11 protein-coding genes are annotated in these 19,056 nt (G+C 59.9%); 5 read left to right on the top strand and 6 right to left on the bottom strand.

Features of this window, described 5'->3' with window-relative positions; genetic code table 11:
• Positions 1-165: 165 nt before the first annotated feature.
• Positions 166-4,119 (bottom strand): trifunctional transcriptional regulator/proline dehydrogenase/L-glutamate gamma-semialdehyde dehydrogenase, encoded by a 3,954-nt coding sequence (gene putA / locus D8U82_RS21135; RefSeq protein ID WP_130902906.1) that lies wholly within the window; start codon positions 4,117-4,119, stop codon positions 166-168.
• Between the two features lie 458 nt (positions 4,120-4,577).
• Here putA and putP point away from each other — a divergent pair, with 458 nt between their 5' ends.
• The 4 genes from putP (at position 4,578) to D8U82_RS21110 (ending at position 9,783) form a co-directional block, all read left to right on the top strand.
• Complete coding sequence (gene putP, locus D8U82_RS21130) at positions 4,578-6,062, top strand: sodium/proline symporter PutP (RefSeq protein ID WP_016772011.1); 1,485 nt, start codon at positions 4,578-4,580, stop codon at positions 6,060-6,062.
• A 350-nt stretch (positions 6,063-6,412) separates the two neighbouring features.
• A complete protein-coding gene (gene tssI / locus D8U82_RS21120; protein ID WP_130902905.1) occupies positions 6,413-8,428 on the top strand; it encodes a type VI secretion system tip protein TssI/VgrG in 2,016 nt (671 codons plus the stop codon).
• Positions 8,418-9,131 carry a DUF4123 domain-containing protein gene (locus D8U82_RS21115; RefSeq protein ID WP_130887675.1) on the top strand — a complete coding sequence of 238 codons (714 nt, stop codon included), beginning with the start codon at positions 8,418-8,420 and terminating at the stop codon, positions 9,129-9,131. Before tssI ends, D8U82_RS21115 begins: the two co-directional genes overlap by 11 nt.
• A gap of 331 nt (positions 9,132-9,462) precedes the next feature.
• The gene (locus tag D8U82_RS21110; protein ID WP_122751665.1) at positions 9,463-9,783 is read left to right on the top strand and encodes a hypothetical protein; all 321 of its coding nucleotides are present in this window, start codon (positions 9,463-9,465) and stop codon (positions 9,781-9,783) included.
• Here D8U82_RS21110 and D8U82_RS21105 read toward each other — a convergent pair.
• Complete coding sequence (locus D8U82_RS21105) at positions 9,749-10,291, bottom strand: hypothetical protein (protein ID WP_241668075.1); 543 nt, start codon at positions 10,289-10,291, stop codon at positions 9,749-9,751. The two genes, D8U82_RS21110 and D8U82_RS21105, sit on opposite strands and share 35 nt — an antisense overlap.
• 331 nt (positions 10,292-10,622) lie before the next feature.
• Here D8U82_RS21105 and D8U82_RS21100 point away from each other — a divergent pair, with 331 nt between their 5' ends.
• A complete protein-coding gene (locus D8U82_RS21100; protein ID WP_130902904.1) occupies positions 10,623-11,462 on the top strand; it encodes a 23S rRNA (adenine(2030)-N(6))-methyltransferase RlmJ in 840 nt (279 codons plus the stop codon).
• A gap of 114 nt (positions 11,463-11,576) precedes the next feature.
• On the opposite strand, the gene msrA is transcribed toward D8U82_RS21100, so the two are convergent.
• The 4 genes from msrA to aceF form a co-directional block, all read right to left on the bottom strand.
• The gene (msrA, locus tag D8U82_RS21090) at positions 11,577-12,251 is read right to left on the bottom strand and encodes a peptide-methionine (S)-S-oxide reductase MsrA (protein WP_130902902.1); all 675 of its coding nucleotides are present in this window, start codon (positions 12,249-12,251) and stop codon (positions 11,577-11,579) included.
• A gap of 202 nt (positions 12,252-12,453) precedes the next feature.
• Positions 12,454-15,150 (bottom strand): GGDEF and EAL domain-containing protein, encoded by a 2,697-nt coding sequence (locus tag D8U82_RS21080; protein ID WP_130902901.1) that lies wholly within the window; start codon positions 15,148-15,150, stop codon positions 12,454-12,456.
• 254 nt (positions 15,151-15,404) lie between these two features.
• Positions 15,405-16,802, bottom strand: coding sequence for an alkaline phosphatase D family protein (locus D8U82_RS21075; protein ID WP_125926302.1), 1,398 nt, complete (start codon positions 16,800-16,802; stop codon positions 15,405-15,407).
• A 276-nt stretch (positions 16,803-17,078) separates the two neighbouring features.
• A complete protein-coding gene (gene aceF, locus D8U82_RS21070) occupies positions 17,079-19,046 on the bottom strand; it encodes a dihydrolipoyllysine-residue acetyltransferase (RefSeq protein WP_130902900.1) in 1,968 nt (655 codons plus the stop codon).
• Positions 19,047-19,056: the final 10 nt, after the last annotated feature.

Below are 19,056 nucleotides of genomic sequence, written 5' to 3'. Positions count from 1 at the left end.
CGGACTTAACAGGCGCCGAAAACAACTGTGGGAGCGAGCCTGCTCGCGAAAGCGGAGGGTCAGGCAACATTGATGTCGACTGAAACGCCGTTTTCGCGAGCAGGCTCGCTCCCACAGAGTATTGCGTACCAGGCGACCATTGCGGTCGCCTGGATTTACAGCGGTTTAACCGATCGTCATCAAGCTGGCATTACCCCCCGCCGCAGCGGTGTTGACGCTCAATGCCCGTTCGATTACCAGACGCTCCAGGGCAATGTTGGTCTCGCCCTGGGACAGGCCCTGAACGCCAACGATTGCACCGCCACGCTGGGCGATCTGCTGGCAGACGCCGCGCAACTGGTCGGAGTGGCCGTGATGCAGCACGGCATCGAACACCACTTCGTCCTTGTTCCAGTCGGCAACACGCTTGATCCGCGCCTGCACTTCTTTAGGCAGACGGGCGAACAACGCCTTGGTCAGCTCGGTTTCCGGCCACACCGCCGAACCGCCCACCGCCAGCACCGCCGCCAGTTGCGTCAGCAGATCACCTTCAACTTCCGCCAGGCACAGCACGTGTTCGCGCGGCAGGATCGCGTAGCTGTTTTTCTCGCCGGTCGGGCCAGCCAGCACCCGGGTGATGCCGCTCTGCGATTGCGCAGCGTATTGCACGCACAGGGTGCTCAGATCGGCAAACTTGTTGTTGTCGGCCCAGGCTTTCAGCGCGTTCAACGATTGGCTCATGGCATCGCGCAAGCGCACGTCCGGGGCGACGATGGCATCACCGCGAGCGAAGGATTGCTCGATTGCGTCGCTAGGGCGCGTCGACAGCAGGCGGTACAGATACAGCGGGCCACCGGCTTTCGGGCCAGTACCCGACAGGCCTTCGCCGCCGAATGGCTGCACGCCGACCACGGCACCAACGATGTTGCGGTTAACGTAGACGTTACCGGCGTTGACGTTGTCGATCACCTTGGCGATGGTCTCGTCGATGCGCGTGTGCACGCCCAGTGTCAGGCCATAACCGGATGCATTGATCTGGCCGATCAGTTGATCCAGCTCCTTGCGCTTGTAGCGCACCACGTGCAGAACCGGGCCGAAGATTTCGCGTTGCAGTTCGTCGAAGCTTTCCAATTCGATCAGGGTCGGCATGACGAAGGTGCCGCGCTTGACCTCTTCGCTGTCGGCAATCGCCACCTGGTAAACATTGCGACCTTTGTCGCGCATGCCCTGGATGTGCTTGTCGATGCCGGCCTTGGCTTCGGCGTCGATCACCGGGCCGATGTCCACGGACAGACGCTCGGGGTTGCCGAGACGGCTTTCGGCCATGGCACCTTTGAGCATTTCGATGACGCGATCGGCGGAATCTTCCTGCAGGCACAGCACGCGCAGTGCCGAGCAACGCTGACCGGCGCTGTCGAAGGCCGACGACACCACGTCGATCACCACTTGTTCGGTCAGTGCCGAGGAATCGACGATCATCGCGTTCTGGCCACCGGTTTCGGCGATCAGCGGAATCGGACGGCCCTGACTGTCGAGACGGCCAGCGATGTTGCGTTGCAGCAAGCGCGCGACTTCGGTGGAACCGGTGAACATCACGCCTTTGACGCGTTCGTCACCGACCAGACCGGCGCCGACGGTTTCACCACGGCCCGGCAGCAGTTGCAGCACGCCTTCCGGGATGCCGGCTTCGAGCATCAGGCGCACAGCCTGAGCGGCGACCAGCGGAGTCTGCTCAGCCGGTTTGGCCAGTACCGGGTTACCGGCGGCCAATGCCGCAGCGACCTGGCCGCTGAAGATTGCCAGCGGGAAGTTCCACGGGCTGATGCACACCACCGGACCGAGTGGGCGGTGGGCGTCGTTGCTGAAATCGTTGCGCGCCTGCACTGCGTAGTAACGCAGGAAGTCGACGGCTTCGCGGACTTCGGCGATGGCGTTGGCGTAGGTCTTGCCGGCTTCGCGAGCCAGCAGGCCCATCAGCGGCTGGATCTCGCCTTCCATCAAGTCAGCGGCACGTTCCAGAATCGCAGCACGTTCGGCCGGCGGGGTGGCCTGCCAGATCGGCGCGGCGTTCAGCGCGCATTGAATGGCGTTGTCGACGTCTTCGACGGTAGCTTCTTGAACGTGACCGACCACATCGCGGTGATCGGACGGGTTCAGCACCGCGACCGGCGTTTCGTTGCTGGAGGCGCAACCGAGCATCGGCGCGGCTTTCCAGTCGTTGTGCGCGGTGGCGAGCAGGGCGCAGGACAGCGAGGCCAGACGATGTTCGTTAGCCATGTCGATGCCGCTGGAGTTGGCGCGCTCGGCACCGTACAGGTCACGCGGCAGCGGAATGCGCGGGTGCGGCAGGCCAAAACCGCCTTCCACGGTGGCCATCTGCTCGATCTGTGCCACCGGATCGGCCACCAGTTCCTGAATCGAAATCGACTGGTCGGCGATGCGGTTGACGAACGAAGTGTTCGCGCCGTTTTCCAGCAAGCGACGTACGAGGTAAGCCAGCAGGGTTTCGTGGGTGCCGACCGGTGCGTACACACGGCACGGACGGTTCAGCTTGCCCTCGGAAACCTTGCCTACAACCTGTTCGTAGAGCGGTTCGCCCATGCCGTGCAGGCACTGGAACTCGTACTGGCCCGGGTAATAGTTCTGACCGGCGATGTGGTAGATCGCCGACAGGGTGTGGGCGTTGTGCGTGGCGAATTGCGGGTAGATGGCTTCCGGCACCGACAGCAGTTTGCGTGCGCAAGCAATGTAGGAAACGTCGGTGTACACCTTGCGGGTGTAGACCGGATAGCCTTCCAGACCTTCGACCTGAGCGCGTTTGATTTCGCTGTCCCAGTACGCGCCTTTCACCAGGCGGATCATCAGGCGATGGCGGCTGCGGCGGGCCAGATCGATCACGTAATCGATCACGTACGGGCAACGCTTCTGGTAAGCCTGGATAACGAAACCGATACCGTTCCAGCCAGTCAGCTGCGGCTCAAAGCACAGGCGCTCAAGCAGGTCCAGCGACAGCTCGAGGCGGTCGGCTTCTTCGGCGTCGATGTTCAGGCCGATGTCGTATTGCTTGGCCAGCAGGGTCAGCGACAGCAGGCGCGGGTACAGCTCGTCCATCACCCGCTCGTACTGCGCACGGCTGTAGCGCGGGTGCAGTGCCGAGAGCTTGATGGAAATGCCCGGGCCTTCATAAATCCCACGGCCGTGTGACGCTTTGCCGATCGAGTGGATCGCTTGTTCGTACGACGCCAGGTATTTCTGCGCGTCGACTTCGGTGAGTGCCGCTTCACCGAGCATGTCGTAGGAGTAACGGAAGCCCTTGGCTTCGAACTTGCTCGCATTGGCCAGCGCTTCGGCGATGGTTTCGCCGGTCACGAACTGCTCGCCCATCAGGCGCATGGCCATGTCGACGCCCTTGCGGATCATCGGCTCGCCGCTCTTGCCGATGATGCGGCTCAGCGACGAGGTCAGGCCGGCTTCGTTGTGGGTGGAGACCAGTTTGCCAGTCAGCAGCAGGCCCCAGGTCGCAGCGTTGACGAACAGCGAAGGGCTGTTGCCCAGGTGCGGATGCCAGTTGCCGGTGCTGATCTTGTCGCGGATCAGCGCATCGCGGGTGCCTTTGTCCGGGATGCGCAGCAGCGCTTCGGCCAGGCACATCAGCGCCACGCCTTCCTGGGACGACAGGGAGAATTCCTGCAACAGACCCTGAACAATGCCCGCACGACCGCCGGCACTTTTCTGGTTGCGCAGTTTTTCGGCGATGGTCGCCGCGAGCTTGTTGGTGGCTTCGGCCATCGGTGCTGGCAGGCGCGCCTGTTCGATCAGCATCGGCACCACTTCCGGCTCAGGGCGGCGGTAGGCGGCGGTGATCGAAGCACGCAGAACCGATTGCGGCAGGATGCTTTCAGCGAATTCGAGGAAGCATTGGTGAGCGTGATCGGTCTGCACTTCGCCTGCGTCATCGGCGTCTTTGGCGGTCAAACCGTTCAACTCGGTCAGGGTTGCACCACCCTCGAGTTTTTCCAGGTAATTGAAAATTGCCTGCTTGATCAGCCAGTGCGGCGTGCGATCAATCGAGGTTGCGGCAGCCTTCAGGCGCTCGCGGGTCGGGTCATCGAGTTTGACCCCAAGGGTGGTGGTAGCCATATTTTTATCCTCATGGTTGCCACAGTTGCGTGGCATCAGCTGGCCGCAAGATTAGCCGTGCGTTGAATGAGGTGCAACCGGGTGCAACCCTTTTTTTGCCGGAATAATACGCAGCTCGTCAGGAAATAATTTCTGGTACGAAAGTGCTGCTCCTGCTTGGTGCTTTTACTTCTAGCAAAGAGCCATGACTGCCACAAAAGGGAGCAAAAACGGGGCGATCGTCGATTAATCCGACTGGGTGCAACTAATTCTCGCGAAACTGGTTGCACCTTATTTGCTTTGTTGCATAGCATTCGCCGCCAAGGTGCAACCGGGAATAACCCGGTGCATCGGCTGATGGCTTTCCTGGGGAAACATCAGTCTTAAATGCGCGGGATCCCGGATCGTCTGCCAAACGTCGTCGTTTGCGAGCGGTTCACCACCGCCGCTACATAAAAACAAAGCCAGGGCGTAACTCAATGAGCGTAAGCAATCCAACCCTGATCACGTTCGTGATCTACATCGCAGCAATGGTGCTGATCGGCTTGATGGCCTATCGCTCCACCAACAACCTTTCCGACTATATTCTCGGTGGTCGCAGCCTCGGCAGCGTCGTCACCGCGCTGTCTGCCGGTGCCTCCGACATGAGCGGCTGGTTGCTGATGGGCCTGCCGGGCGCCATCTACATGTCCGGTCTGTCCGAAAGCTGGATCGCCATCGGCCTGATCGTCGGTGCCTACCTGAACTGGCTGTTTGTCGCCGGCCGTCTGCGTGTGCAGACCGAGCACAACGGCGATGCCCTGACTCTGCCGGATTACTTTTCCAGCCGTTTCGAAGATAAAAGTGGCTTGCTGCGGATTATCTCAGCGATCGTGATTCTGGTGTTCTTTACCATCTACTGCGCTTCCGGCATCGTCGCTGGTGCCCGTCTGTTCGAAAGCACGTTCGGCATGACCTACGAAACGGCGCTGTGGGCCGGTGCTGCGGCGACGATTGCCTACACCTTCATCGGCGGTTTCCTCGCGGTGAGCTGGACCGACACCGTACAAGCCACGCTGATGATCTTCGCGCTGATCCTTACGCCGATCATCGTCCTGCTGGCCACTGGCGGCGTTGACACCACGTTCCTCGCCATCGAAGCGCAAGATCCGAGCAACTTCGACATGCTCAAAGGCACCACCTTCATCGGCATCATCTCGCTTATGGGTTGGGGTCTGGGCTACTTCGGCCAGCCGCACATCCTCGCGCGTTTCATGGCGGCGGATTCGGTGAAGTCGATCGCCAAGGCGCGTCGCATTTCCATGGCTTGGATGATCCTGTGCCTGGGCGGCACCGTTGCGGTGGGCTTCTTCGGTATCGCTTACTTCTCGGCGCACCCGGAAGTCGCCGGTCCTGTGACCGAGAACCCGGAGCGCGTGTTCATTGAACTGGCGAAAATCCTCTTCAACCCATGGGTTGCCGGTGTACTGCTGTCGGCCATTCTGGCGGCGGTGATGAGCACCCTGAGCTGCCAGTTGCTGGTGTGCTCCAGCGCCCTGACCGAAGACTTCTATAAAGCCTTCCTGCGCAAGTCCGCTTCGCAACTGGAGCTGGTCTGGGTCGGTCGTGCCATGGTGCTGCTGGTAGCCCTGATTGCTATCGCGCTGGCTGCCAACCCGGAAAACCGCGTACTGGGCCTGGTGTCCTACGCCTGGGCCGGTTTCGGTGCTGCATTCGGTCCGGTGGTGCTGATTTCGGTGGTCTGGAAAGACATGACCCGCAACGGCGCACTGGCCGGTATTCTGGTCGGCGCGATCACCGTGGTGGTCTGGAAGCATTTCGAACTGCTGGGTCTGTACGAAATCATTCCGGGCTTCATCTTCGCCAGCCTGGCCATCTACTTTGTCAGCAAGGCGGGTGAGCCGACTCGCGGCATGGTTGAGCGTTTCGAGGCAGCGGAAAAAGACTTCCATCTGAACAAGTGATGGACTGAGCTTCGGCTCATATGAAAACGGCCCGCTTCCTAGAGGAAGCGGGCCGTTTTTTTGTGCCTGTGATTTCTCGAATTCTGTGGAAATCCATTGTGGGAGCGAGCCTGCTCGCGAATGCGATTGATCATTCAATGAATGTGTCGACTGACATGCCGCTTTCGCGAGCAGGCTCGCTCCCACAGGGTGGGTGGCTGGTTTGATTGAATTGTCTGTAGTCGAACGGCCGAATTAACAAGGTCCTTTCAGCAAACCACGTAGGGCAAATCTGAATTTCCCGTCACCTGCTCGGCACCCCTTGCCCCTCATGCAGAATCGCCCGCCCTCACACTGCAGAGAGACATCGGATGTTCGCGCCTGCCAATCAACCGCGTTTCACGTTGACACTCGAAGGCGCCCGGCATGACCTCAAAGTCCTTGAGTTCACGGGCAGGGAAGCCATCAGCCAACCCTTTCGCTTCGAGCTGGAACTGGTCAGCGAGCGGCCGGACCTGGATCTGGAAAGCCTGCTGCATGGTCAGGCGTTTCTGAGTTTCGATGCTCAGGGTTGCGGTATTCATGGTCAGATTTATCAGGTCGGGCAGGGCGATTCCGGGAAACGTCTGACACGCTATCACCTCAGCCTTGTCCCGCGTCTGACGTATCTGGGGCATCGCATCAACCAGCGGATTTTTCAGCATCAGAGCGTGCCGCAGATCATCAAGCAGATCCTCAAGGATCATTCGATCCTGCGCGATGCCTTTGAATTTCGCCTGGGCAGCGAATACCCGGAGCGCGAGTACTGTGTGCAATACGCCGAAAGCGATCTGGCATTCATCCAGCGTCTGTGCGCCGAAGTCGGCATTCATTACCACTTTCAGCACAGCCCCGAAGGCCATCTGCTGGTATTCGGCGACGATCAGACCGTGTTCACCAAGCTGCCCGCGCCAACGTTGTATCTGCCGGGCAGCGGCATGTCGGCGGGGGCGCCGGCGATTCAACGGTTCAACGTGCGCGTGGAAACCCGCACCAGCGTCGTCACTCGGCGCGACTACAACTTCGAAAAACCACGGCTGTCTCTGGAAAGTCGCAGTGACGGCGAGCAGCGTCCGGTGCTGGAGGACTACCTCTTTCCGGGCCAATTCAACGATCGCGAAACCGGCAAACAGCTGACTCGGCGAGCGCTGGAACGGCACGTCGCCGATTACCGTCAGGCCGAGGGCAGCAGCGACGAGTCTTCATTGGTCTGCGGCCATTTCCTGCAACTCACCGAGCATCCGCGCAGCGACTGGAATGATCTGTGGTTGCTCACCTGTGTCGAGCATCGCGGCCGTCAGCCGCAGGTGCTTGAGGAGTCGGTGACCAGCGATGGCGAATCCTTCCAGGGCTACCGCAATACTTTCGTCGCCACGCCGTGGGACGTGGTCTTTCGTCCGGCACTGTGCCCGGAAAAACCGCGCATGTCGGGTTACCAACCTGCCGTGGTCACCGGCCCGAAAGACCTGGAAATCCATTGCGATGAATATGGCCGGGTCAAAGTGCAACTGGCCTGGGACCGCGATGGCGAATTGAACGAGCACTCCAGTTGCTGGCTGCGCGTCGCGACCGGTTGGGCTCACGATCACTACGGTAGCGTATTGATTCCGCGAGTCGGCATGGAAGTGCTGGTCGGCTTCATTGATGGCGATGCCGACAAGCCGCTGGTCATGGGGTGTCTGCCCAATGCGGCGACCCCGGTGCCGCTGGATCTGCCGGCAGACAAGACCCGAAGCGTGTTCCGCAGCCAGAGCAGCCCCGGAGGTGGCGGTTATAACGAACTGCGCATCGAGGATAAAAAAGGCGCCGAGGAAATCTACCTGCGTGCCCAGCGCAACTGGACCCAGCATGTGCTCAACGACCAGCAGCTGCAGGTCGATAATCAGCGCAGTGTGGTGGTCACCGGCACCGCCCGGCATGAACTCAAGGCCGACGAACAGCGCATCACCCACGGCCAGCGCCAGACCGAAGTCAGGCAGGATGATCATTTGTCCGTGCTCGGCGACCGGCAGGTGCGGGTGAACAGCCAGGCCACCAGCGCCTCGGCGCAGATCCATATCAGCGCAGGCCAGCAAGTGGTCATTGATGGCGGCGCGAGCGCGACGATTCAGGCCGGCGGACAGTGGATCAACATCGGCCCCGGCGGAATTTTCAGCAGCGTGCCGATTGTTGTGGGTGGCGCGCCAATGGCGGCAACGAGTGCGGCACCGTTGGTGCCGGGCTTGCCAGAGAAACTGGCCGCTGCGCCGGCGGCGGTTCTCACCGCCGCACAGATCATGAGTCTCAAAGGTGATGCGCCTTTCTGCGAAGAGTGTGAGCGTTGTAAGGACGGTGTCTGTGCAGCCTGAACAATTGACGCCCGAACAATGGCTGGCGCGGCAGCCGCTGCACGCGTCGGAACAACTGTTCGCCATTTTCAGTCGCGCCAGCGACGCCAATGCGTTCAAAGCCTGGCAGGGCACAGCGAATCCAGTCTGGGCCGAGACGATTTATGCCGAGTGGGACGCGGTGATGCCCTATGTGGGAATTGTCGCTGCGGACAGTGAGTTTTTACGTTGGGTGGCGGAAACAGAATCCCGGGATTGGGGATGGTTGGCGGTGTCTTCGGCGGATCTGGATGTGCTGGTCGAACATTTCCGCAGCCTGACTCAAGTGCTGATGCCGGACGGTAAAGCGGTGTTTTTTCGCTTTTGGGATGGTCGGTTTCTGCTGCCTCTTTTGCACTCTGACGAGCTCAATTCCGCGCAATTACTGCCAGTCGTTTCGCGAGCCTTGATCAATGGCCAAGCCATTGAAATCGGGGGCCGTGCGCTGGTTTCGGGGCGGGTCTTTCCGTGGTGGAGCGTGCCGCAATCGCTGTTGGCGCAGACTGATGCAAGCGTACGCATCGCCAATGCTTTGCAATGGCTGAGCGAGGAGCAACCGGCCGTGTTCGAGGCGTTTCCCGAGGCTGTTTTGCGCTGCAAGGTCGGGCAGTTTTTCAAATTATCGATGTCGGAAGATTCGTCACGATCGGCGCTTCTGGAGTTTTTGCTGGCAGAGGCAGAGTGAAATTTCGGGGCAAACGCTTCGGACGTTTCCTTCGAATCGCGGCGGTTTTCATGAACTGGTGCGTGGTGAGTTGCAGGGATAGTCTTTTCGTTGTCGCCACGAGAGTGGTGGCAGGGTGAAGGATTCCCGCATTCATGACGTTACAGTTCGTTGGCTTTTTGCGGCACTTGGTTCAAGTCCGTAAGATCGTTCGCGGCGGCTGTGCGTGGGGCACGCTTCGGCGTGGCCGAGGTCCATGATTGCTCGGTTCCTACTCCCGCGCACAGCTGCCACCCTAACCCGTAGGAAGGTGTGATGGCGGCTCACGTTTATCAATCATGGGGCCCGGAAAATGACCAATATGCATACTGATTCACCCTACGAAAAAATCACGCCTCACCCCGACAACCGCTTCATGGCCCTCACCGGCAATTGCAGCGACATGCCCAGCCTGTTCGTCGACACTCACGTGCCCCTCGACATCCTCATGGACGCTGCCAACCACCGCATCCGCGCCGTGGTCCAGGTCCTGGAAAACATGTGCATGCGCGGCTCGATCGAATGCGACTCCGTGATCCTCAGCGACTTCGCCCTGCTGTGCGCCATCCCATTGCGTGATGGCTGTGATGTGCTCGATGTCATCGGCAAGCGCTTGCGCAGCTTGCCCGCCTGAAGATCGAAAGGCCGCAGCCTTCGGCAGAGTGAGCGCCTATCCCATGTGGGAGCCGCCGAAGGCTGCGATTTTTTGATTGATTGAAATCGGGGGGGCAGTCAGAGATGTAGGCATCTTGGGTTTTGATAAAGCGGTTGAACGCTTCGGAGTTGTAGATCTTCAGGCACGCAAGGAACACCACTTTTTCATTTGAGTGTTTGCTGCGTGAAGGTGTCTGCTGGTAAGCCGCCGATATGTAGCTCAGTGTTTCTTTATAGGGATCGTGCAGCACTTGCAGCGTGTCTTCATCTTGCAGGATGGAATGTAGGCCGTTGCCCATGAATGAATAGGCATTGGCGGACAGCGCAATGTCTTTTTCCAGCGCTGAGCGTTCGTTGAATGGCTTCAGAATGCAGTGGCTCAGCCCGTAGTTCTTTAGTGTCTGGCGTGCCTGTTCAATGTGAGTTTCGTCGGCAAGGGCGAGGTATGGACTTAGAAGGCTGAGTGAACAGATGATGAGATACCGCATGAGTTTTTGACTTCCTGTCGTTCATGGTTAGCCAGTTTAACGCCATAAAAGCAAAGCCCCTCACCCTAGCCCTCTCCCAGAGGGAGAGGGGACTGACCGAGTTGTCTGGGTGATGTACGCCGACCTGCGACTTCAGTGGTGAACTTCGCTTGGCCAAGCCTGAGATCACGTGGATCATTCAGGTCGATGTAATTCGCAAGATCGCCACCGTCAGTCCCCTCTCCCTCCGGGAGAGGGCTAGGGTGAGGGCAGGCTTTTTGTCCGCTCGGCCGCCAACCCCTGACTTGCCGTCCGGTAAAAGGTAAACTTTGCGGCCCTCGCAGGAGCAGCCATGAATTATCGTCACGCCTTCCATGCCGGCAATCACGCCGATGTGTTCAAACACCTGACCTTGACCCGCCTCATAGCCCTGATGTCGCGCAAGGAGCAGCCGTTTGCCTATCTCGACACGCACGCCGGCATTGGTCTGTATAACTTGCAGGGCGATCAGGCCAATCGCACCGGCGAGTACCTGGAAGGCATTGCGCGGTTGTGGGGTCAGCCGGACCTGCCGGCGCTGACCGCTGATTACATGAAGGTGCTGCACGAGATGAACCCGGATGGCCAGTTGCGCTACTACCCGGGTTCGCCGGAGCTGGCACGGCGTCTGACGCGGCCGCAGGATCGGGTGATGCTCAACGAAAAGCACCCCGAAGACGGCGTGTTGCTCAAGGACAACATGGCCGGCGATCGTCGGGTAAAAGTGCATCTGGGCGAGGGTTGGCATGTGGCGCGGGCGATGTTGCCGGTGCAGGAAAAACGCGCGGTGATGCTGATCGATCCGCCGTTCGAGCAACTGGACGAGATGCAGCGTTGCGCGGCGTCGATGAAAGAAGCCATCGGCCGCATGCGCCAGACCGTGGCAGCGATCTGGTATCCGGTGAAGGATCAGCGTGCGTTGCGGCGTTTCTATCAGGACTTGGCAGGCACCGGTGCGCCGAAGTTGCTGCGTGTGGAGCTGCTGGTGCATCCGCTGGATACGCCGAACAGCCTGAACGGTTCCGGGCTGGCGATCGCCAATCCGCCGTGGGGGCTGGAAGATGAATTGCGTGAGTTGCTGCCGTGGTTGTCGAAGAAGCTGGGGCAGACTCAGGGTGGCTGGCAGATGGATTGGCTGATTGCCGAGAGCTGATCGCCGAGCGATCGTTCCCACGCTCCGCGTGGGAATGCCTCAATGGACGCTCTGCGTCCGCTGTCAGGACGCGGAGCGTCCCGGGCTGCATTCCCACGCAGAGCGCGGGAACGATCAGTCGGGGAAGTTGCCCGCAAGGCTCGCAGGCATGCACACGCCGGTGCCGCCAATCCCGCAGTAACCTTCAGGGTTCTTCGCCAGATACTGCTGGTGATACGCCTCGGCAAAGTACACGGGCGGGGCCTGGTCGATCTCGGTGCTGATTTCACCCAGACCGGCCTTGGCCAGTTCCGCCTGATACACGTCTTTGCTTTTCAGTGCCGCATCCAGTTGCTCCGGGGTGGTCGCGTAGATCACCGAGCGGTACTGAGTGCCGATGTCGTTGCCCTGACGCATGCCCTGAGTCGGGTTGTGCAGTTCCCAGAACATCGCCAGCAGCTCTTCATAGCTGACTTGGGCCTTGTCATACACCACCAATACCACTTCGGCGTGGCCGGTCAGGCCCGAGCAGACTTCTTCGTACGTCGGGTTCGGCGTGAAGCCGCCGGCGTAACCGACGACTGTACTGATCACGCCTTCGCGCTGCCAGAAGCGTCGTTCCGCGCCCCAGAAGCAACCCAGACCGAAGATTGCAAAGTCGACGTCCTGAAAGAATGGACCGAGCAGCGGGGTGTCTTCGAAGACGAAGTGTTTTTCCGGCAGGGTCATCGGGGTTTCGCGGCCGGGCAGGGCTTGTTCTTTGGTTGGAAGCACGTTTTTGTTCACCAGAATTTCCGAGCGCAGAACCATGAGCGTTCCTCTCAGTCAGGTTGGAGGTAAAAAGTCAGACCGCCAGTGTGCCGAATGATGCCGAGTTAATCACTACCCAATGTAGGAGCTGCCGAAGGCTGCGATCTTTTGATTTTGCTTTTTAAAAACCAGATCAAAAGATCGCAGCCTTCGGCAGCTCCTACAGGGGGCGGCATGTTATGGCGAGAATGGGGTAGAGGCGTTAGAGACAGAGCGGCCCACGCGGATAGCGCTTGAGCGCTTTGATCAGCTCATCGCCCGGAATCGGTCGGTCGAACAGATAACCCTGGCCGACGTCGCAACGATGCCGGCGCAGGAACGCCAGTTGCTCGGCGGTTTCGATGCCTTCGGCGACGACCTTGAGTTTCAGGTTGTGGGCCATGGCGATCACGGCGGAGGTGATTTCCATGTCGTCCTGGTTGTCGGGGATTTCGTGGATGAAGCTGCGATCGATCTTGATGATGTCGATCGGGAATTTCTTCAGATAGCTCAGCGACGAGTACCCGGTGCCGAAGTCATCCATGGCCAGGGTCAGGCCCAGGCGCTTGAGTTGGTCGAGCTGCAGATGGGTGTCTTCGGTAGCTTCCAGCAACAGCCCTTCGGTCAGCTCGAGTTCGAGCAGACTGGCCGGCAGCGCTTCTTCCCTGAGGATGTTGGCGATCGAGGCGACCAGGTCCGGATCGGAGAACTGTTTCGGTGACAGATTGATTGCCACCTGCAGATTGCCCAGGCCGGCAGCGGTCAGGGATTTGCTCATGCGACACGCCTGACGAGCAATCCACTTGCCGATCGGAATGATCAGGCCGGTTTCCTCGGCGACGCTGATGAACTGGTCCGGGCGAATCATGCCGCGTTCCGGGTGGTTCCAGCGCAACAGCGCTTCCATGCCCAGCAGGCGACCGCTGCGCAGGCACAGCTTGGGCTGGTAGAACACGTCCAGTTCGTTCTGCGTGAGGGCGCGGCGCAGGTTGTTCTCGACGAACAGTTTGTAACTGGCTTCGGCGTTCAGCGCTTCAGTGAACACCTGCAATTGGTGTTTACCGTTGGCCTTGGCCTTGTGCAGCGCCAGGCCGGCGTTGCGCATCAGGGTCTGCGGGTCGCGCCCGTGCAGCGGCGCGCAAGCGAGGCCGACGGAGCCGGTGACGCTGATCAACTGATTGTCGACGAACATCGGCTTGTCGAGGGTCATCAGCAACTGACTGGCGATCTGCTGCCCGGCTTCAAGGTCGGTGTCGTCGAGCAACACGGCGAATTCGTTACTGGCAAAACGCGCCAGGCTGCCACTCGGGCTGAGGCTGTTGCGCAGGCGCCGGGCGAGGCTGATCAACAGTTTGTCGCCGGTCTGGTGACCGAGGCTGTCGTTGATCCGCTTGAAGTTGTCGATGTCCACCAGCAACAGGCTGATCGGCGTATCGCTGTCGCGGGCGAAGCGCTCATCGAGATTGCGGATGAATGCCGGACGGTTGCCGAGGTTGGTCAGGTTGTCGGTGTAGGCCAGGCGCTCGATACGTTGCTGCGCGAGTTTGGTCTGGGTGATGTCTTCGTAGATGCCGATGTAATGCGTCAGCTCACGGTTATCGCCATAGACCTTGGAAATCGACAGCTGGCCCCAGTACGGTTCGAGGTTCTTGCGGCGGCTTTTGAATTCGCCCTGCCAGCTGTTGCTCTGGGCCAGCGCCGAGGGCGCGTCGAACAGCAGTTCGCTGAGGTTTTCCAGCGCCGGCAATTCCGACAGGCGCTGGCCGTGGACTTCCTCGGTGGTGTACTGGGTGATCGCAGTGAAGCTCGGGTTGACGTACTCGACCACGCCGTCACAGTTGACCAGCAAGAAGGCGTTGGCGCTTTGCTCGACCGCGCGCTGAAACAGGTGCAGGGCGCTGGTGGCGGTGCGCCGGTTGTGATTGTTGATTACTTGTGCGAACTGGTCGGCCAGCTCACCGGCAAAGGCGATTTCGTCGGACTGCCAGGCGCGGGTGACGCCGGTCTGTTCCAGGCACAACACGCCGACTACCTGGCCGTCGACGCGAATGCTGGCATCGAGCATGGCGTTGACGTCACGCGGACGCATCGCCTCGGCCATCTCGCGGGTGCGCGGGTCGTGCATGGCGTTGTGCGCATCGATGGCGCGGCTGCTGTGCAGCGCTTCCATGTAATCGGGGAAGCCGCTGATATCGATCGGCTCCGGCAGCAGGTATTCCTGAGTTGCGCGGTGGTAGGCGGAGATCGGCAGCAAGCGCTGGCCTTCGAGGTTCCACAGGCTGGCGCAGTCGATTTCGTAGATATCGCAGGCGCAGCGGGTGATCAGCTCGGCGGCTTCCTGCAGCGAGTTGTGCGTGCTGTAGCGCTGGCGTGCGAGCAGCAGAATCAGATCCTGCTGGGCACGCACGCGCTCCAGATGCTGCAGTTGTTCCTGCTGGGCACGCTGGTTCAGCTCAAGGGCGATTTGCAGGCGCGAGTTCTGGGTTTCCAGATCCACCGAAGGCAGCACCTGGGTTTCGTCGAACACTTCGTCGACGGCCAACAGGTAGCCGCGCAGCAAATGCCGGTTGTGCTGTTTGTAGGCTTCACCCAGTTCGAGCATGTTCAACGCGCCGGCGGCGGTGTGCAGGGTGTAGCGCACCACGTAATGCGCGCTTTTGCTTAGTTGCTGCTGGATCGCGTCATGCAGTTGGTAGCGCGCTTCGGGCTCCATCAGGCTGGCGTAGGGCGAGCCGACCAGTGCGCAGAGCTCGACGGCCGGCAGGCCAAACTGGCGTTCGCAGTTGGGATCGAGGAACAGCATTGCCCAACTGGCTTCATTCAAGCGCTCGAAACGCAGCATGCCGAGCCGCGAGGGCACAGGCAACTGCGTCACTACCTCGGCCGCCATACGGCTGGCGGCATCGGGCTGGCTCTTCATGAAGGAAACTCGCTTGGAAATATGCTGAATGCGCCGGGCTCTCGCCCTCTTGTCTGTTGGCTGCGGCAAGGTTGCATCATTGCGGCACCGACTGACAAGAGAGATGAAGGCCAAGTGCTATAAGAATATGTCGGCTGCAGTGAACATTTCTCCAGTACACAACTGAAATGAGCAGAAGATCGCAGCTTCACGCAGCCCCAACAGGGTAATGCGCCTTGTGTAGGAGCTGCCGAAGGCTGCGATCTTTTGGTGTTTTAACGCAATTTCATACTGATCGACTGCAACTTCTTGCCATCGCGGTCATGGTAATTGACCAATATCTGATCAGCCTCAACGACCACATGCGCAAAATTGTCCTGACTCACCACGGCACTGGTGAGCTCGTGCCGATAATCCCCGGCTGCCGTGCGCACCAGCGGTTGATCGAGGATAAACGTTGAAGCCTTGGCATACGGCAGCAATTTGCTGTTGTGCAACGGCGAGGACACGATGGTGTGCACCTCGAAATCGGTGTCCTCGCTGTGACTCAAGCGACTGGTCAGCGAGCCATGGACGTCGCCGGAGACGAACACCACGTTCTTGATCCGGTGAGTGCGGATGGTTTCCAGCAGGCGCAGACGCTGCTCGGGAAAAGCTTTCCAGGCATCGTCACCGTTGAACTTGCGATCGGGATAGAACATCACGCTGGTCACCACGAATTTCACTCGTGCCGGGCTATGGATCAGCCATTGCAGCAGGGCCTGTTCCTGCTCGATGTCGAGAATGCGCCGGTCATCCTTCGACAAGTTGCGTCGGGTGCGACTGTCGGTGACGAACCAGGCGATATCGCTGTCGCCGAACTGATACCAATAATGCTTCAAGGTATTCCGGTCTATCTGGCCCTCGCTGTTATATGCGTAAACCGGGCTGTGGCTGGCTTGATAAAGTTCATAAGCGGCCATGGCGTTGCGATACAAGTCCTTGTCCGCATCTTTTGCATTGGCGGGCCAGTTATCTTCTATTTCATGATCGTCGAGCATCATGTAAGTCGATGTATTGGACATCAATCGTTGAATATTCGGTTGCGAGAATGCCGTTCGATACTTCTTCAGAATGTCTTTGGCTTCGCGATCCGGTGCAATGATATTCAAATCATCTACATACACTTGATCGCCGGTCATGATCACCGCGCTGACGGGTAGATGACTGCTCTCGACAAGTTGATTGATCGAGCCAAAGATGCGATCGCCCAGTTGCGGCAACGAAGCAATCCCCGCGGTGATCCGCAGATAACGGCAAGATCCGACGATAAAGCCCCGGGGCTGGCTGGCTTGCGCGGTGCGGGTACGAAAGCGGTAGAGCTGTCGCGGCCATTGCAGTGGAAACTCCACCACTGTGTCGATGGTGTGTACCGGATTCATCGGGCTTAACCAGCCGGCTTGATATTCGTATTCACAATCGGCGTCCAGATCCTGTAATACCAGTACGCCCGACATGTCGTTGGCTGGATGCAAAAGTGCAAATACGCTGTTGGACCATTTTTCCGTTCCGGCCTTGCGCGCGCGAACTCCGGCAAATACGCGTTTTTTGTCCTGTTGTTCGCCGCGCATGAAAATGCGAACTTCGTTAGTTGTGGCGTGGCCCACGATGGGGCCGATAGTCGGTTTGAACATGATCGATTCCGTTCGAGATTTTAATAAGATGAATTAAATAAGCGGAGCGCATTGAAGCAACTTTCCTGAGCAGAGGTTAGTTGGCCGGCGGCAGAAAATATTGGCGTTAAGTGGACCAGACCTGTGGCCGATGTCAGCGCAGGTTGTAGGAAAGAGGCGCGATCCGGTTTATTTCAGGCAAAAAAAAGCCCCGTCAATTGACGGGGTTGAGGTACGAGCGTGTGGCGCTCGAAAGGGTGCAGCAAGCGGCCCTCCGTCGCCGGAGGGCCGTTTGGGTTACAGCAGGATGGTGCGGATGTCGCCCAACAGGCTGCCCAGACGCTGAGTGAAGCGTGCAGCTGCAGCGCCGTTGATCACGCGGTGATCGTAGGACAGCGACAGTGGCAGCATCAGCTTCGGCTGGAAGGCTTTGCCGTCCCAGACTGGCTGGATGGTTGCCTTGGAAACACCGAGGATCGCCACTTCCGGCGCGTTGACGATCGGCGTGAAGCCGGTGCCGCCAATGTGGCCGAGGCTGGAAATGGTGAAGCAGGCGCCCTGCATCTCGTCCGAGGACAGCTTCTTGGTGCGGGCTTTTTCAGCCAGCGAAGCCGCTTCGGCTGCCAGTTGCAGCAGGCTCTTCTGGTCAACGTTCTTGATCACCGGCACCAGCAGGCCATCCGGAGTGTCGACGGCGAAGCCGATGTTCACGTATTTCTTGCGGATGATCGCCTTGCCGCTTGGTGCCAGCGAGCTGTTGAAGTCCGGCAGCTCCTTGAGCAGGTGCGCGCAGGTCTTGAGCAGCAGCGGCAGGATGGTCAGCTTGACGCCAGCCTTCTCGGCCACGGCTTTTTGCGCTACACGGAAGGCTTCCAGCTCGGTGATGTCCGCCGAGTCGAATTGCGTCACGTGTGGCACGTTCAGCCAGCTGCGGTGCAGGTTGGCAGCGCCGACCTGCATCAGGCGGGTCATCGGCACTTCTTCGATTTCGCCGAAACGGCTGAAATCGACCACCGGGATCGGCGGGATGCCCGCGCCACCGGTAGCGCCGCCAGCAGCGGCCGGTGCTTCCTTGGCCTTCTGCATCATCGCCTTGACGTAAACCTGCACGTCTTCCTTGAGGATGCGACCGTGCGGACCGCTGGCGCCAACGGCGCTCAGCTCGACGCCGAACTCGCGGGCCAGTTGACGCACGGCAGGGCCGGCGTGAACTTTGGCGCCCGGTTTCGCTGGTGTAGCAGCCGGTGCGGCGGCTGCAGCGGCAGCAGGTGCAGCGGCAGCCGGAGCAGCAGCGGCAGGTGCCGGAGCGCTCGGTGCAGCAGCCGCAGCCGGGGCAGCAGCCGGGGCCGCGCCTTTGACTTTCAGCTTGAGAATCAGGTCGCCGGTACCGACTTCGTCATCCAGCTTGATCGAAACGCTTTCGACCACGCCAGCGGCAGGCGATGGAATTTCCATGCTCGCCTTGTCGGATTCCAGGGTGATCAGCGACTGGTCGGCTTCGACGGTGTCGCCGGCCTTGACCAGCACTTCGATGATCTTCGCCTTGCCGGCCGAACCGATGTCCGGAACGTGGATGTCCTGAACGCTGTCGGCAACCGGTGCAGCCGGAGCAGCAGCCGGGGCTGGCGCAGCGGCAGCGGCAGGCGCAGCAGCCTGAGCCGGAGCGGCAGCCGCAGGGGCCGCAGCACCCGCCACTTCCAGATCCAGAATCAGGTCGCCAGTGCCGACTTCGTCGTTGAGCTTGACGCTGATGGCCTTGACCACGCCAGCGGCAGGCGACGGGATTTCCATGCTCGCCTTGTCGGATTCCAGGGTGATCAGCGATTGATCAGCTTCGACGCTGTCGCCGACCTTGACCTGGATCTCGATGATCTGTGCCTTGCCCGACGAACCGATGTCCGGCACGTGCACTTGCTGTACCGAGGCCGCAGCAGGAGCAGCGGCAGGCGCGGCAGCAGCAGGTGCCGCAGCCGGTTTCTCTTCGGCTTTCGCAGCAGGAGCGGCGGCAGGTGCCGGGGCCGCTTCAGCGGCGCCCTCGACTTCCAGCTCGAGCAGTTCGTCGCCTTCTTTCAGACGGTCGCCCAGCTTCACTTTCAGGCTCTTGATGACGCCGGCTTTCGGGGCCGGCACTTCCATGCTGGCCTTGTCCGATTCCAGGGTCAGGATGCTCTGGTCGGCTTCGATGCGGTCGCCGACCTTCACAAACAGTTCAATTACTTCACCTTCACCGCTGCCGATGTCAGGTACGCGAATGAGTTCGCTCACAAAATGTCTC

The sequence above is a fragment of the Pseudomonas sp. Sample_23 genome, from assembly GCF_004307595.1.
Classification (GTDB): domain Bacteria; phylum Pseudomonadota; class Gammaproteobacteria; order Pseudomonadales; family Pseudomonadaceae; genus Aquipseudomonas; species Aquipseudomonas atacamensis.
This window is presented reverse-complemented; position numbering and strand designations above follow the sequence as displayed.

Excerpts from the sequence above, each read along its gene's own strand:
- msrA (WP_130902902.1), bottom strand. The coding sequence starts at position 12,251 with ATGGTTCTGCGCTCGGAAATTCTGGTGAACAAAAACGTGCTTCCAACC.
- tssI (WP_130902905.1), top strand. The coding sequence starts at position 6,413 with ATGTTCGCGCCTGCCAATCAACCGCGTTTCACGTTGACACTCGAAGGC.
- D8U82_RS21080 (WP_130902901.1), bottom strand. The coding sequence starts at position 15,150 with ATGAAGAGCCAGCCCGATGCCGCCAGCCGTATGGCGGCCGAGGTAGTG.
- D8U82_RS21075 (WP_125926302.1), bottom strand. The coding sequence starts at position 16,802 with ATGTTCAAACCGACTATCGGCCCCATCGTGGGCCACGCCACAACTAAC.
- D8U82_RS21105 (WP_241668075.1), bottom strand. The coding sequence starts at position 10,291 with ATGCGGTATCTCATCATCTGTTCACTCAGCCTTCTAAGTCCATACCTC.
- D8U82_RS21100 (WP_130902904.1), top strand. The coding sequence starts at position 10,623 with ATGAATTATCGTCACGCCTTCCATGCCGGCAATCACGCCGATGTGTTC.
- D8U82_RS21110 (WP_122751665.1), top strand. The coding sequence starts at position 9,463 with ATGACCAATATGCATACTGATTCACCCTACGAAAAAATCACGCCTCAC.
- putA (WP_130902906.1), bottom strand. The coding sequence starts at position 4,119 with ATGGCTACCACCACCCTTGGGGTCAAACTCGATGACCCGACCCGCGAG.
- putP (WP_016772011.1), top strand. The coding sequence starts at position 4,578 with ATGAGCGTAAGCAATCCAACCCTGATCACGTTCGTGATCTACATCGCA.